Here is a 14828-nt window from a genome sequence, read left to right as displayed (position 1 = left end):
TTCCCGCTAGAACTGCGCTGTCGCCTGGAAGCCGACCGTGACACGCGCGGTTGGGAATGCCGCCGGTTTGTAGACGGGCGTGCCGGCGAACACGTCATAGGCGAATCCGCCGATCCGCGTGCCGACGTTACCGCGCAGGCCGATTACCGCGCCGGCCAGTTGTGTGCCCGCCAGGAACGCCGTGTTTGGTCCGAATACGTGGCCGTAGTCGATCCCCGTGTAGAGCGTCTGCCCTGTTTGCCCTAGGGGCATCTGTAGTTCATTGCGCCAGTAGAAACCTTTCTCCGCCGCCAACATCGTCTCGCCGTCGAAGCCTCGTACCGTGTAGCGGCTGCCGATGGTCAGGTCGTCTAAATAGAACAGCGTGTCGTTCGTGAACTGTGCGTGAACCGTGGTCACGTAGTGGAAGTTCTGTTTGCTAACTGCAAACGGCACCGACAGGTTTGTGTCCAGCACGGCGAGATGGTAACGGTACGTCGGACCGTCCGGATGCGGGTCAGGCGTCGCACCCAGTCCGCCGATGCCCTGACGATACGCAAGCGTGCCGTCGAACTGCGATGTGCCGAAGTAATGCCGGTCGGTCAGCCCCGCCTCGATGAACGTGTTGTTGCGGCGCTGCGTTGGAATGTCGGTGCCGTCGATGAAGCTCTCGCCGAAGCGCTTCGATAGCTGGAATTCCACGCCGAACACGTCGGTCTGGCTGCGTCTCAGGACACGCGCGAGTCTCAGCGCGGCGGTCTGCGAATTGCCGCTCGACACGAAAGTCTGATTCACACCCGCAATGTTCTGGTAATAGGTATTCGCACTGCCCGACAGTGTGGCCGTCCAGTAACCCCACGGCAGCGAGTACGATCCATTGAAGCCATGCGAGCCTAGGCGCTTGTCGCCAAATTGCAGATCCTGGCTGGCGCCGGCCGTGAGAACGTCATTCAGTCCGAGCGGGTTATCGATGCCGACGCTGAGGTTGCCCTGTAGCTTGCCCGTTGCCCGCGAACCCGAGTTGTCCACGGACGCGACGACGCTCCACGGCTTTGCGCGTTTCATCGATATGACGACGTCACTTTCGCCCGGCATGTCGGTCGGCTCGATCTTCATGTCGACGTCCTGGCTCGCGACGCGCTTCGACTGCTCCAGACCCTGCTCAAGATCGCGCAGGTTCAGCAGGTCGCCGTCGCGCGCGGGGAATGCGGTTTTCCATGTGCCGCGCGTGTCGGGATCGGTATAGCGCAGCTTGCGGATGACGCCGGGCACGAGCGCGAATTTCAGGGTGCCGGTTGACAGGTCTTGCGCGGGTAGCAGCACGCGTGTCGTGATGTAGCCTTCGCTCAAAATGGCTTGCTGCAATCCTTTGGTGAGGACATCGAGCCCGGCCTTGCCGATGCACTGGCCGCGATAGTGCGCAAGCCATTCGCGTGCGAACGCGAAGCGGTCGAGCGGCAGTTGCGAGGCGCCGTGACTGCGTACTGCGTCGGGCAGATTGGGCGGCACGTCGAGTGAAAGGGTGTCGATGCGGAAGCACGGTTGCTCTGCCGGCAGTTCGGGCCAGCCTTGCACGCGTGGGACTTCGGAACGCACGACCGGCGCCTGCACTGTTGCGTCGCGCTGCTGCGCGTCGCGTTGCTGCTGGAGTTGCTGGTTCTGTTCTGCGTTGGCGCGTGCCGCGGCGGCTGTGTCCGCAGGCGTGGGTGCCTGCTGCGCGTTGGACGCGAGTGATACCAGGGCTGTGAGCGGGAGTGCCGCCAGCCTATTTCGAATTTTCATGGGTGTTTCATTCCGTGATTCGATACGACATGCAGCGGCGGGCATCGTTAGCCCGCTGCTGCATCAACGGTTTATTTCCCGTTTTCGTCGTCCTTCGTTTTGTAGCTGTCGCGTGCTTTCTTGTAGCTGTTATCGAAGGGCTTGATATTTAGCAATTTGGCCCGACTGGTCATTCCGCCGACAAGCACTGAAAGAAAGCCGACTAACAAGAAAACTCTCGCCCAAGGGACTGGGAGTTCACATTCAAGTGCGATAGCGGCAAGTCCTATTCCAATAACGATTAGCGTCAAGCGAAGCCATGAAGCTAGGTTGCCGTTGTCGATGAATCTGATCTTCATTTTCTCCCCTTGGAAGTTTGCGGCCCGAAAATGCCATCTATCTTTTCTTGCACGTTCTTAGCCACGCCACTACCGTTCACTTGATTCACCAACTCATTCACGGCAGGGGTCAATAGGGGAGATGCCGCTGAAATGTAGTTCGATGCAATAGACGTAGAACCATTAAAAACGTACTGCCCCGTATTCGGCTTAGCCAATTGCCCAACCGCATCTGCGGCGATTGCTATGATTGTTCCGCCGTATGCAATACCCTCACAGACTACTGAGCAAGGCGTTATTGACGCACCCGCTGCCGCAAGTGACGATACACGTCCGGCGTTAGTCGAAACCATCCCCGCTGCATCTGCCGTTGTGTTACGCATAAAGTCCGCGTCGCTCTTGTCGAACTTGGTGAACGGCCCCGTTATAGTTGATGACTTTGAGCCGGACAACGGATCATACGAAACTGTGCCCGGCACGTCCGTGGCATAGTTCGACAGGATGTATGTCTGCAACTCCGGATTCGCCTGCGCCGTAACCTGCGTCAGAATCGGTTTGCCGTCCGCCGTCGTACCACCCGATATCCACTTTGCGCCGGAATCCGTGGGCGCCTGGCCAATCAGCGTCGTCGGTGCGCCTGATTCGTTGGTCCCGTTCACGGTTACGCCCATAATGCGCATCTGGTCCTCAGTTTGCGCCTCCGTGTACTTGCCACCGCTCTTATCTGCAAGCTGCTTGGCTACGGCCTTTTCTTCGGGATGCAACTGCCGGTTGAACCGATCAACGTTATAGCCTTCAAACGCACCCGCATTACCGCCAACCACCGCGCCCGCCCCAGTAGCAATCGCATTGGCAACAATATTGCCCAGCGCCTCATTCATATCCGCATTGCCGCTCGGCTTCGAACCGGCAATCGCATCGCTCAGTCCGTTAAGTCTGCCTGCTGCGATCGACGCAATACCTGCGCCCGCTGCGCCGCCAATTGCATTGCCGCCAGCAAGCCCGGTCACGAGCGCAGCGCCCGCGGCCTGCATTCCGGCGCGCGCTAAGCCGCCTTCCTTCCACGCATCCATGCCGGCCTGATCGCCGTTCGCCTTTGCCTCCTTGTACTTCGATTCTGCATAGTCACCAATACGCCGGGACACCGCCTCACCCGCCGCGCCCGCGGCGGCCATCATGTCCCCCTGACGGTCGAGCAGATTATTCACGTCCGGCAGTTTCGCGACCGTGCCGTTGGCGTTCGACGTATCACGATTGAGGCTCGCGATGTCCTGCGTCTGATGAGCCACATCCGTCACGTTGATGGTGCCCGCGCTGATGCCGCTGCGCGTGGTCGCGCTATCGCTGCCGCTGGCGTTCTGACTCAGCATCGGCGCGGGGCCGCCTGCGTTGTGGCCCGACGTGCTGCCGGTCGTGCCGTAGTTCGCGCCGCCGTCGCCGGCCGTCACGCCTCCGCCGATGCCGCCCGTATGCGCGTTATAGCTCGACGAGTTCTGTACATCGCTATAGCTCAGCGTGCCTGTGGCGAGATTGTTTTTCGACGCATCGGCATCGCTCGCAATCACCGCGCCCTTCAGATCGGTATTGCCCTTGACGTTGACGTTGAAACCACCATCGCCCGCCTGAATGCCGGCCTGTTCATTCACGCCCGCGTAATTGCCGTTCGCACTCGCATTCGTGTGACTGAAACTCGCGCTGCCGCCACCCTGGCTGATGCTGAAACCGCCGCCCGTGCTCTCCTGATGCGCGCTGCTCGTCATCGTGTCCTGCACGCTCGCAATGTTCAGGTTGCCGCCGACATCGGCATTCACCTGACGGCCATTGACGTTCGAACCGATGATGTTGGTATCGCCTCCCGAGATGATCGTCGCGGTATTCGCCGCCGTCACGTGTGCGTTGTTCTGCATGGCCGCATCGCTATTGCCGTCGCCGTGCGCCTTCGACATCGACGCGTCCACGCCCCAACCCTGCGTGCCATACGAAATACCGACGCTTGCGCTGCTCGACTGGTTCGTGCTGCGCGTCGAATCGGTGTCGGTCGTGTTCACGACATTGACCTGATTCTTTGCCGCGAGGATCACATCGTTCGCGTTCACGTTGGAGCCTGCAATCGTCACGTTGCCGCTTCCCGGTGTGCCGTTGCCGGTGGCAACGAACGCAGCCGTGCCGCCCGCGCTGACGCTCGAACCGCGATGCGTCGTGCTGTCTTCCATGTAGGTGTTTTCGCTGTGGCTGCTTCCGTAGCTGAGTTCGATCTTCGCCGACGGTGTCCCACCGCTGGCAAGCGAGCCCAACGCCGCGCCGGCTGCACCGACTGAATCAATCGCGCTGCTTGCCGCCGCCATGCCGTGCAATGCCGCCGCGCGATCATCCTGACTGTGGCTCGCCGCGTGCGCCTGATCGACCGTGCTGGTAATCGCATCAATAACCGGTGCCTTCACTGCAAGCGTAAAGCCGCTCTTGCTGACCGTCTGCTTTTCGTCGTGGTGATAGGTGTCAGCCGCCGCGTCGATGATGACATTTGCACCCGTCCCCGTGACGTTCTTCGCCGCGACCAGGTCACTGCCCGTCACATGCAGATCGTTGCCCGCGACGATGTTCAGGTTGCCGTTCAGCGAGCCGATCGTACTGCCGTTGTTCGTCACCTGTGACGTATTCGCCGTATTGGTCTGCGTCTGGCTGCCAACCGATATGCCGATGCCGCCGCCCGCGCCGAAACCGGACTGACGTTCCCGATAGCTGCTGGACGTAGTCTGCGTATCCTGCGACGTCGTGATGTTCACGTCGTGCGCAGCACTCAGCGCGACATCGTTCGTACCGACAATCGTGCTGCCGTTTACGTTGATATCGTTGCCGCTTGCGATGGTCACGGCATCGGCTGAAACCATACTGCCCTGCGACAACGTCGTCGTGCTGTTACTCGAACTCGACACTTGCATGCCGCTCACCACATTGCTGTGCTTGTGCTGCTCCTGCGAATTGTCGACGTGCGTTTCCGTCGCCGCGCCGATATTGACGCTGCCTGTCGCCGCGAGCGTCGCGGTTCCCTTGTCGAGACTGATTGCGCTGCCCGTGACGTTGATATCCTTGCCTGACGCGACCGTCAGCGAGTTGCCGGCATTAAGCGTCGTCGCAGTAAGCGTGTCGTCCGACCGGTGCAAGGACTCCGAATAACTGCCGTGGCTATCGCTGCCTGAACTGTTGCTGTTCGTGGTCGATGTGGCTTTTGCAGCCTGCAAGGTCACATTGCCGGTCGCAGCGAGCGTCCCGCCGCCCGCGAGGCTGATGTCTGCGCCGGTTGCAGTCAGGTCGCCGCGCACGCCAATCTGCGAAACGCCACCGACCTTGATGGAACTGCCGGTCGTCTGGTTAAAGTCGGTGTTCGACACACCGTTCGCGCGCTCGACAATCTTGTGTTCGCCGGTCTGCACCGAACCAAGATCATAGTTGCCACCCACGGCCATGCCGAGGTTGCCGCCGACGTTCAGATTGCCCGCGTTCTGCTCGACGTTGCCGCCGGTGACGATGACGGCGTTACCCGCCACGTTCAGGTTCGCAATGGGGCCGAGGGTGGTCGTCGTGCGCGTGGCGCCGGTTGCGCTCACCTGGTCAACCGTCTTGACCGCCGTATTGAGCAGCAGGTCGCCGCCCGCCTTCAGCGCGAGACTGCCCGCATTCACGGTCGCTGAAGTCAGGTCAATATTGCCCTTTGTGTTCAGCGACATCAGGCCGCCGCTTTGCAGCGTGCCGAATGCGTTGCTGATCTGGTTGCCCTGGATTGACAGCGTATTGCCTGCCTGCACCGTGCCGCTGTTGCTGAAGGTCTGCGCGTTCTGGATGTCGATGTCGGTTGCGGCGATCAGCGGACCATTCATGTTCTGCTGACTGGCCTTCGCAAGATAGACGACCGGCACGAGCACGGCCTGGCCGTCGACCATCTCGGTCTGCATGATGACGACGTTGCTGGTGAGCGCGGCCACCTGCTCGGGCGACAGGCTCATGCCGAGCGGCAGGTTCAGCGACTGCGAGAGCGAGGCGCCCGCAGCAAGCAGCGACTGGTACATCGACTGGAGATCGGTGTAAGGGCCGAGCACGGCCTTGCCAGTCAGCGACGTCACCTGGTTGCGCACGAGCTGCTGCTCGTAGAAACCGTCGCCGAGACGCTTTTCCGTCGTCTGCGGATTCACGCCAAGCTGTTGCAGGTAGTAGTCGCTCGAAATGAACGTCTCCTGGTTCGTGAAGGCCGGGTTCGTTTCGATCAGATAACCGGCACCCGGTGCGCTCGCCGGTCTGAACAGTCCGCCCTGCGGAACCGTCAGGTTTTGCAGGACGGTCTGCGCCGTCGCACTCGCGATGACCGGATTGACCATGCCCGCGCCACCGTTGACCGACGCCGCGCCGGACTTCGTGCCGCTCGCGTTGCCGCTCAGGCCGCTGATATTCACCCCGGACATGGCCTGGCCAGGTGCGAGACCGATCGACGGAATGCCCGCGTTGCCCGCGGTGTTGTTGATGCTGATGCCCGTGCCCGAAAGCGTGCCGCCCGCGACAAAGCTCGATTCGTAACCCGGCAGCGCGTAATAGCGGATGTCGGCCGGCGCCGCCTGCGTGTAGCCGCCTGGCCGCTTGCCGACGAACGGCGCATCGCCGAACGGCAATTGCCAGTCGTGTTCGCTGTTGTCGTAGTTGTTGTAGTGGTACTCGCCGGAATACGTGACCTGCACCTGGGGCGCTGTCTGACCCTGCCAGCTATTCTGGTCGAGCGTCGTGGGCGCGGCGATGTTGCCGACTGCTGCGACCGCGCTCCAGTGGTTCTGGAACAGTCCCACCTTCGACGCGTCGAGATTGCCGCCGGCGATGATCTGCGCCTGCGGGCTGATACCTGCGATCAGGTTCGCCAGCGCGACGCCTGTGTAGGTGGTGTACTGGTAGGTCGAATTCCATTGCCCTCCGTGTGGCGGATCGGTAAAGACGCCACCGATGCTGTTCGGGTCCTGTATGCCGACCTGGCCAGTGCGGCCGGACAGGCTGATGCCAAGTTCGTCGAGCAGCGCCGGAGCAACCGGCTGGTTCAGGCCGGTCGTCGTCATCGTCGTGCGCGTGTTCGTCACCTGGGCGGCGTGCAGTTCCATGTCGCCGGCCGATTCGATCAGCGCTGACTGGTTGCGGATCAGGGCCGCGTTCGTGTAGCTGCCGTCTGCATTCTTGCCGCCCGCCAGTATCACCTTGCCGAGACCGTAAATCGCGGTGGTCGCCTGCGTGTCGGTCGCCGTGGTGTCGTCGCGGTTCTCGATGTCGTTCGACAGCAGTTCGAGCGTGCCGTTACTGTCGGTTGCGCCGATCAGCGCCGTCGGCCCCGTGTTCGTCAGCGATTGCGTCGCGTTGAGCGAGACGCTGCCGCCGACCATCGTCCCGGTGTTCTTGAGCGTATTCGAGTGCGTCGTGAGCGTGCCGCCCGCCATCATGACACCGCTGTTCTGCACGTCGGCCGCGTTGATGTTCAGGTTGTTCGCCGCTTCCAGCGTCGCGCCGTTGCTGAACGTGCCCGGCAGCGTGAAACTGAGGTCATGGCCTGCGGCGAACTGCAGATCGGGCGTCGGCGTGAAGTCGCCCTGTACGCTTACCGCTACGTCGTTGGCTGCGCTGTAGCTGCCGCCGCCCGTAAGGGTCGCGGCATTGACGGCCAGGTTGTGTGTTGCACCAATCTGGCCGTTCGTGTTCGTGACCGAGCCGGTCGTCGTGATCGCGACATCGCCATTCGTACCGGCCAGGCTGCCAATCTGGCCGCCGCTGTTGTCAACGGTATCGCCTCGCACCGTGACGCCCGCGCCGCTGATCTGACCGTTCTGCGTGTTGACGAGCGCCGACGTATCGACGGCAACATTGCCGTTGCCCGTCATGACGCCGCCGCTGTTCACGGTCTGGCTGCCACCTTGCACGGTCATGTCGCCCGTGCCGAGATTGCCGACGAGGCCGTTCGTGTTGTTGACCGACGCGGCCTGAATCGCGAGCGTGCTCGCGTCGCCAGCCGCGCCCGTGCCGGACTGGATCTGTCCGTTCGTGTTGGTCAGCGTGCCGCCGCTCGCGAGCGTCAGCGACGAGAGCGAGCGAACCGAGCCTTGCGTATTGTTCACATCGCCCGCGATGTTTGCCGCGATGTTTCCCTGCGTGGCGAGCACGCCGTTCGCGTTGTTCAGGCTGCCGGCCTGCGCAGCGAGTTGCCCGGCCGTGATGATGCGGCCGCCGACGTTCGAGAAGGCACCCGCGCCATTGCCCGGTGCAATCGTCAGCGTGCCCGTGCCGGCGTCGAGGATCGCGCCGCCGTCGTTGACGAGCGCGCCAGGCGCGAGCGTCAGGTCGGTGCTGTTGGTCTGGAATGTGCCGCCGCTTGAATTGTCGAAGGTGCCGCTGACGTTAAAGCCCATCGACGACGCGCCGTATTGCGTGATCGTGCCGCCGTGGTTCAGCAGGTCCGTCGCGTTCAGCGCAAGCTGGTTCGCCTGGATGTCGCCGCCGCTGTTGTCCAGTGTCGAGCCGATGGTGAGCGCCAGGGCCGGCGCGACAATCGAGCCGCCGCTGTTGGTCAGCGAGCCCGTGCGAATCGTTTCGTTTGCGCCCGCGCCGATCTGGCCGCCGTTGTTGTTCAGCGCGCCACTGGCAAGGCTCAGGTCCGTGTTCGAAAGCAGCTTGCCGTTGGTGTTGTCCAGCGTGCCGCCGACGCTTGCCGTGAGACCGTTCTGGCCGATGATTGAGCCAGCCGTGTTGTCGAGCGCTCCGGCCTGGAGCGCGGTCTGGCCGTTACTGGCGATCGTGCCGCCCCTGTTGGACAGCGTCCCGGTGCTGACGGTCAGCGCGCCGGTCCCGGCGTTAGCGATGGTGCCGTTGTCGTTGACGAGCGCGACAGCAGGCGCGAGCGTCAGGCTCGCGGCGTTGGTCTGAAGCGTGCCGCCTGTGTTGTCGAGCGCGCCGGATACATCGACCGTCGTTGCGCCCGTTCCGGTCTGCGTGATCGTGCCGCCGTGATTGACGAGGTTCGTCGCGTGCAGTGTGAGTTGGTTCGCGCTTGTCGAGCCGCCGCTGTTATCGACGGTCGCGGCGCTGATGACTGCCTGCTGGCCGGCCGTGAATGTGCCTGCGTTCGCGAGTGTCGTGCCGGCCGATGCGTTCACGTTTCCGTTGGCGGCCAATGTGCCGTTGCTGAACAGGCTTTGCGCCGCACCCGCAGTCAGGTTCTGCCCCACGGTGATCGAGCCCGCGTTCGCGATCTGTCCGGCCTGCACGGTCACATTGCCGTTGCCGCCGATGGTGCCCAGACCCGTGCCGCCCGCGCCGTTATTCAACGTGCCCGCCGCGGAGAGCGTCAGGCCGTCCGCATTGAGCGATGCGATATGGCCCGCGGTGTTGTCGAATGACCCAGCGTTCGCCGTCAACGCACCCGCGGCCTGCATCGTGCCGCCCGTGTTGGACATGGCCCCCACGACGTTTGCATTTAAAACACTGCCCGAAACGATCTGGCCGTTGCTGTTCGAGAGCGCGCCCGCATTGACCGTCTGCGCGCCACCTGACGACAGTACACCGCCATCATTGACCAGCGTGCCCGCTGCTTTGACCGCGAGCGTACTGCCGGCCGTTGTCGTCGCGCCTGCGGTATTCACGTCACCGCCCGTCGCAGTCAACCCGATGCTGCCGTTCGCCGACGTACTGCTGCCGGCGAGAGTGACCGACGTGCCTTGCAGATTCGCATTCCCACCCGCTGCATTGCGCCCGGTTGCCGCGAGCGCGCCGCCCGCCGTCACCGACAGATCGCCGGAGCGTGCCAGGCTGCCATCGCTGTTCACGCCCGCGCCGAGCGTACCCGTCGATGCCACGCTGCCCGCGTTGACGGTCGTGTTCTGCTGCGCGGCAAACGTGCCGCTATTGCTCAGCGTACTTGCGGTACTCGCGCTGACATTCTGCTGCGCATACGTGGTCCCGCTATTGTCGATCCCATCACGCGCATTGATCGCGATGTTCCCGCTCGCGTTCGTCTGCCCGCCGAGGACCAGCTTGCCCTGCGTGGTCAGCGTCACATCGCCTGCCTGCGCAGCGAGCACGCCCTTCGTCGACACGCCCACACCGTTCTCGGTGCCCACCAGAACGATCCGGTTCGCGTACATGCCACCAAGACTGCTCACGTCGATGGAAACACCCGGCGCAGCGCCACTACCCGCGATGGCCGTCGCGTTCAGCGTCCCATAATCGACACTGTTCGCGCCCGTGATGACATTGAGGTTCTTCGCGTAGATCGCGGCATTCGCCTGCACGGCGCGCGCAATCAGATCGACCTGATCGACGTCGCCCGCGTTCAGCCCTGCGCCCTGCACGGTGATATTGCCGCCGCTCACGTTAAACCCGGTGAGGCTGCCGTCCGCGCCGTAGTTCGGCGTGCCGGTGGTGAGCGTCGCGCGCGACGTGTTGATGAAGCCGCCGCCATTCACGCTGATCCCCGAGCCGTTGGCGATGACGACCTGTGCCTTCTGTCCAGCGACTTCCAGATAGCCATTGATCTGGCTCGCCGCGCTGCTATTAACCTGGTTGACGATGATCCGCGCGGACTGTCCCGGCGCGAAGTTCGGATTGCCGTTTATCATGCCGGCCTGCTGCGTCTGCACGATCGTCGGCGAGTTGTTCAGGATCGCGCCGCGCTGCTGCACGTCGAACTGGTTGTACGTGTTGACCGACACGCCCGCGCCGGACGGCCGGTTGATGTTCACCTGATTCAGCCCGTTCGGCGTCGTGATGACGCCTGGCGCGTTCGGGCCACCCGGCACGATCTGCGCTACGGTGAAAGCCGGAGCCGCGCCGAGCAGCACAAGGGCCGCGAGTGCGATGCTTCGCAGCGCGAAGCTGTGCTGTTGAGTGCTGGATGGAGTCGCGAGCACGCGCCTCGTTGCAGCGGTCTCGCCATTACCCTTGCCTGTTGCCGTGGCCGATTCCTCGACGGCAACCAGCATTGCCCTTAGCCGGCTGAATACCAGCCTGAATGCCCTGCGGTTCATCGTTTTTCTGTTGCGGATTGGTAAGAAGGCCGTAACGTACCGAACCGCGCAAGGCAGATGTGTCAAGATTCGTCAAGGTCAGCATCGACACAACGATTGCCACAAAATAGGTCATATCTGATTGCGAGGCCCCCGAGCGCCCATCTTTTGCTCCACTACCCCCCAATACTTTTCCGTCGCTAATTCCGCCCTTCTGCGCCCTTCACGGCAAAACGCAAATCACCTGCCGCGAACAGCGCGGAACCCCGCGCCGGCAGCGTAAATTCGCCGCCAAACCGCTAGTGCAAAGCCCCGAAGAAACCGCTAATCTCGACCCGCACGCTAGCCGTAGGGTCGCGCATCGCTAAAAAACGCGACGCACCGCGCCCCAAAAACCTGACAAAAAGAACCCACGGCGGCCGCAAAAAAGCACCCTGGAGTACGCCTTGGAAATGTCAGCAACATCACCCACATCCACGGAAGACTGGATCGCCCGAAGCCTGCGCGCGGTCTGGCATCCCTGCACGCAGATGAAGCATCACGAGCGTCTGCCCCTGATACCCGTCGCGCGCGGTCAAGGCGCGTGGCTCTATGACCAGTCCGGTCATCGCTATCTGGACGCGATCAGTTCGTGGTGGGTCAACCTGTTCGGCCACGCGAATCCGCGCATCAACGCGGCGCTGAAGGATCAGCTCGACACGCTCGAGCACGCGATGCTCGCCGGTTGCACGCACGAGCCCGCAATCGAACTCGCCGAGCGGCTCAACGCGCTCACCGATCACACGCTGGGCCACGCGTTCTTTGCATCGGATGGCGCATCCGCCGTCGAAATCGCGCTGAAAATGAGCTTCCACGCGTGGCGCAATCGCGGCTTCGCCGACAAGCAGGAATTCGTCTGCATTGCGAACAGTTATCACGGCGAGACGATCGGCGCACTCGGCGTGACCGACGTCGCGTTGTTCAAGGACGCCTACGACCCGCTGATCCGCAACGCTCACGTCGTGGCTTCGCCGGACGCGCGTCTTGCACAACCCGGCGAAACAGCCGCCGACGTCGCGCGTCGCGCGCTCGAAGCTGTGCGTTCGCTCTTCGAAGCACGCGCCACCAGAATCGCCGCGCTGATCGTCGAGCCGCTCGTGCAATGCGCAGCCGGCATGGCGATGCACGACGCGTCGTACATCGCCGGTTTGCGTGCGCTGTGCGATCAGTACGGCGTGCATCTGATCGCCGACGAAATCGCCGTCGGCTGCGGCCGCACGGGCACTTTCTTCGCTTGCGAACAGGCCGGCATCTGGCCGGATTTCCTGTGTCTGTCGAAGGGCATTAGCGGCGGTTATCTGCCGCTTTCCATCGTGCTTTCACGCGACGAAATCTTCGAAGCCTTCTATCACGACGACACGGCTCGCGGCTTTCTGCATTCGCATTCGTACACCGGCAATCCGCTCGCGTGCCGCGCGGCGCTCGCAACGCTCGACCTGTTCGCGAGCGACAACGTGCTCGCGGTCAACGCGCAAAAGTCGGCAACGCTGAAGGCCGCACTCGCGCCGCTCGCGGAACACGCGAATGTGCGCAATCTTCGCCAGTGCGGAACGATTTTCGCGTTCGACGCAGTCATCGAAAACGCTCAGCATGCCAAAACGTTCTCGCGCCGCTTCTTCGAAAATGCCTTGCAGCGCGAGCTATTGTTGCGCCCCATTTCGACCACCGTGTACCTGATGCCGCCATACATTCTCGACGACGAAGAGATCGCGCTGCTCGCCTCGCGCACGCGCGAAACGTTCGACGCCACGCTCGCGGAGCTGCGCTAATGCATCTGCTCGACAAACTTTCGCAGGGACTCAAAGAGATCGACGAACACGGTCTGCGCCGTCGCCGCCGCACCGTCGACACGCCGTGCGCAGCGCATATGACGGTCGACGGCCGCGAGATCGTCGGCTTTGCGAGCAATGACTATCTCGGACTCGCCGCGCATCCGCAGTTGATCGCGGCCATCGCCGAAGGCGCACAACGCTATGGCGCGGGCAGCGGCGGTTCGCATCTGCTCGGCGGCCATTCGCGCGCACACGCGCAACTCGAGGACGATCTCGCGGAGTTCGTCGGCGAATTCGTCGATGCGCCGCGCGCGCTGTACTTCAGCACCGGCTACATGGCGAATCTCGCGACGCTCACCGCGCTCGCGGGCCGCGGCACGACCCTGTTCTCCGATGCGCTCAACCATGCTTCGCTGATCGACGGCGCGCGTCTGTCGCGAGCCGACGTGCAGATCTACCCGCACTGCGATATGGAAGCGCTGAGCGCGATGCTCGATGCGTCGGACGCGGACGAGAAGGTCATCGTCTCCGATACGGTGTTCAGCATGGACGGCGACATCGCGCCGCTGCCGCGTCTCCTCGAACTAGCGGAGCGGCACGGCGCATGGCTGATCGTCGACGATGCGCACGGTTTCGGCGTGCTCGGTCCGCAAGGCCGTGGCGCGATCGCCGAAGCCGCGTTGCGCTCGCCGAACCTGATTTCCATCGGCACGCTCGGCAAAGCGGCGGGCGTGTCGGGCGCATTCGTCGTGGCGCACGGGACCGTGATCGAGTGGCTCGTGCAACGCGCGCGTCCGTACATTTTCACCACGGCTTCGGTGCCGGCTGCCGCGCATGCGGTGTCGGCGAGTCTGCGCATTATCGGCGGCGACGAAGGCGATGAGCGGCGCGCGCATCTTCGGCAATTGATCGAGCGCACGCGCGCCATGCTCAAGACCACGCCGTGGCTTCCCGTCGATTCGCATACCGCCGTTCAGCCGCTCATTATCGGCGCGAACGACGCGACGCTCGGGATTGCCGCGTCGCTCGATCGCGCGGGTTTGTGGGTGCCCGCGATTCGGCCGCCGACCGTGCCCGCCGGCACATCGCGCCTGCGCATTTCGCTGTCCGCCGCGCATTCGCATGCGGATCTCGACCGGCTCGAAGCGGGCTTGCAAGCCGCGGGAGAGCAAAGCGCATGACGTCGACGAATACCGCACTGTCACTCTTCGTCACCGGCACGGACACGGAAATCGGCAAGACCTTCGTGTCGTCGGCATTATTGCGAGGCTTCGTTCGCGAGGGACTGCAAGCGGCCGCGATGAAGCCGATCGCAGCGGGCGCGTTCGAGGTGAACGGCGAACTGCATAACGAAGACGCGGACCAGCTCGACGCGGCGTCGAACGTGCTGTTGCCGCCTGCGATGCGCACGCCGTATCTGCTGAAGGAACCGGCCGCGCCGCATATTGCCGCCGCGCTGGAAAACGTTGCATTCGACATCGACCACATCGTCGCGTGTCATAGCGAAGCGTTGACACGCGCAGACGTCGTCGTGGTGGAAGGCGTCGGCGGCTTTCGTGTGCCGTTGACGGCGACGCACGACACGGCCGATCTCGCCGTCGCCTTGAAGCTGCCCGTTGTGCTGGTGGTCGGCATGCGCCTTGGCTGCATCAACCACGCGTTGCTAACCGCCGAGGCCATCGCCGCGCGCGGACTCACGCTTGCGGGCTGGGTCGCGAATCGCGTCGATCCCGACATGACTTTTCCCGACGAAAACATCGCGTCGATCCGCGAGCATCTCGCGCGCGAACATCACGCGCCGTTGCTCGGCATCGTGCCGCATATGAGCCCGGCATCGCCCGAACTCGCGGCTGAACGGCTCGACATTCACCGGCTATTGCAAACGCTGCGCGACGCGCAGCGCTGAATTGAACATCACGTCC

Annotated in this window: 6 protein-coding genes; 3 read left to right on the top strand and 3 right to left on the bottom strand. The window is 63.1% G+C overall.

Going from position 1 to position 14828, the window contains the following annotated elements; all coding sequences use genetic code 11:
- Positions 1 to 6: 6 nt before the first annotated feature.
- The 3 genes from AB6809_RS23340 to AB6809_RS23330 all read right to left on the bottom strand — a co-directional run bounded on the left by AB6809_RS23340 (position 7) and on the right by AB6809_RS23330 (position 11116).
- Positions 7 to 1761, bottom strand: a complete 1755-nt coding sequence (locus AB6809_RS23340; RefSeq protein WP_371027301.1) for a ShlB/FhaC/HecB family hemolysin secretion/activation protein — start codon at positions 1759 to 1761, stop codon at positions 7 to 9.
- Between the two features lie 71 nt (positions 1762 to 1832).
- A complete protein-coding gene (locus AB6809_RS23335) occupies positions 1833 to 2099 on the bottom strand; it encodes a hypothetical protein (RefSeq protein ID WP_371027299.1) in 267 nt (88 codons plus the stop codon).
- Entirely contained in the window at positions 2096 to 11116 is a 9021-nt protein-coding gene (locus tag AB6809_RS23330; RefSeq protein ID WP_371027298.1) for a hemagglutinin repeat-containing protein, read from the bottom strand. Before AB6809_RS23330 ends, AB6809_RS23335 begins: the two co-directional genes overlap by 4 nt.
- A 425-nt stretch (positions 11117 to 11541) precedes the next feature.
- On the opposite strand from AB6809_RS23330, the gene bioA reads away from it, so the two are divergent.
- From bioA to bioD, 3 genes are read left to right on the top strand one after another with little or no spacing between them, the layout of a single operon-like run.
- Complete coding sequence (gene bioA, locus AB6809_RS23325) at positions 11542 to 12903, top strand: adenosylmethionine--8-amino-7-oxononanoate transaminase (RefSeq protein WP_114155725.1); 1362 nt, start codon at positions 11542 to 11544, stop codon at positions 12901 to 12903.
- On the top strand, positions 12903 to 14087 hold the full coding sequence (gene bioF / locus AB6809_RS23320; RefSeq protein ID WP_371027297.1) for an 8-amino-7-oxononanoate synthase: 1185 nt from the start codon (positions 12903 to 12905) through the stop codon (positions 14085 to 14087). The genes bioA and bioF overlap by 1 nt, the downstream gene beginning before the upstream one ends.
- Positions 14084 to 14812, top strand: a complete 729-nt coding sequence (bioD, locus tag AB6809_RS23315) for a dethiobiotin synthase (protein ID WP_371027296.1) — start codon at positions 14084 to 14086, stop codon at positions 14810 to 14812. Before bioF ends, bioD begins: the two co-directional genes overlap by 4 nt.
- Positions 14813 to 14828: the final 16 nt, after the last annotated feature.

The sequence above is a fragment of the Paraburkholderia sp. RCC_158 genome (assembly GCF_041355255.1).
Lineage (GTDB): Bacteria > Pseudomonadota > Gammaproteobacteria > Burkholderiales > Burkholderiaceae > Paraburkholderia > Paraburkholderia graminis.
The sequence above is the reverse complement of the archived record's forward strand: the minus strand, read 5'-3'. Positions and strand labels throughout refer to the sequence as shown.

Excerpts from the sequence above, each read along its gene's own strand:
- bioF (WP_371027297.1), top strand. The coding sequence starts at position 12,903 with ATGCATCTGCTCGACAAACTTTCGCAGGGACTCAAAGAGATCGACGAA.
- AB6809_RS23335 (WP_371027299.1), bottom strand. The coding sequence starts at position 2,099 with ATGAAGATCAGATTCATCGACAACGGCAACCTAGCTTCATGGCTTCGC.
- bioD (WP_371027296.1), top strand. The coding sequence starts at position 14,084 with ATGACGTCGACGAATACCGCACTGTCACTCTTCGTCACCGGCACGGAC.
- AB6809_RS23330 (WP_371027298.1), bottom strand. The coding sequence starts at position 11,116 with ATGAACCGCAGGGCATTCAGGCTGGTATTCAGCCGGCTAAGGGCAATG.
- AB6809_RS23340 (WP_371027301.1), bottom strand. The coding sequence starts at position 1,761 with ATGAAAATTCGAAATAGGCTGGCGGCACTCCCGCTCACAGCCCTGGTA.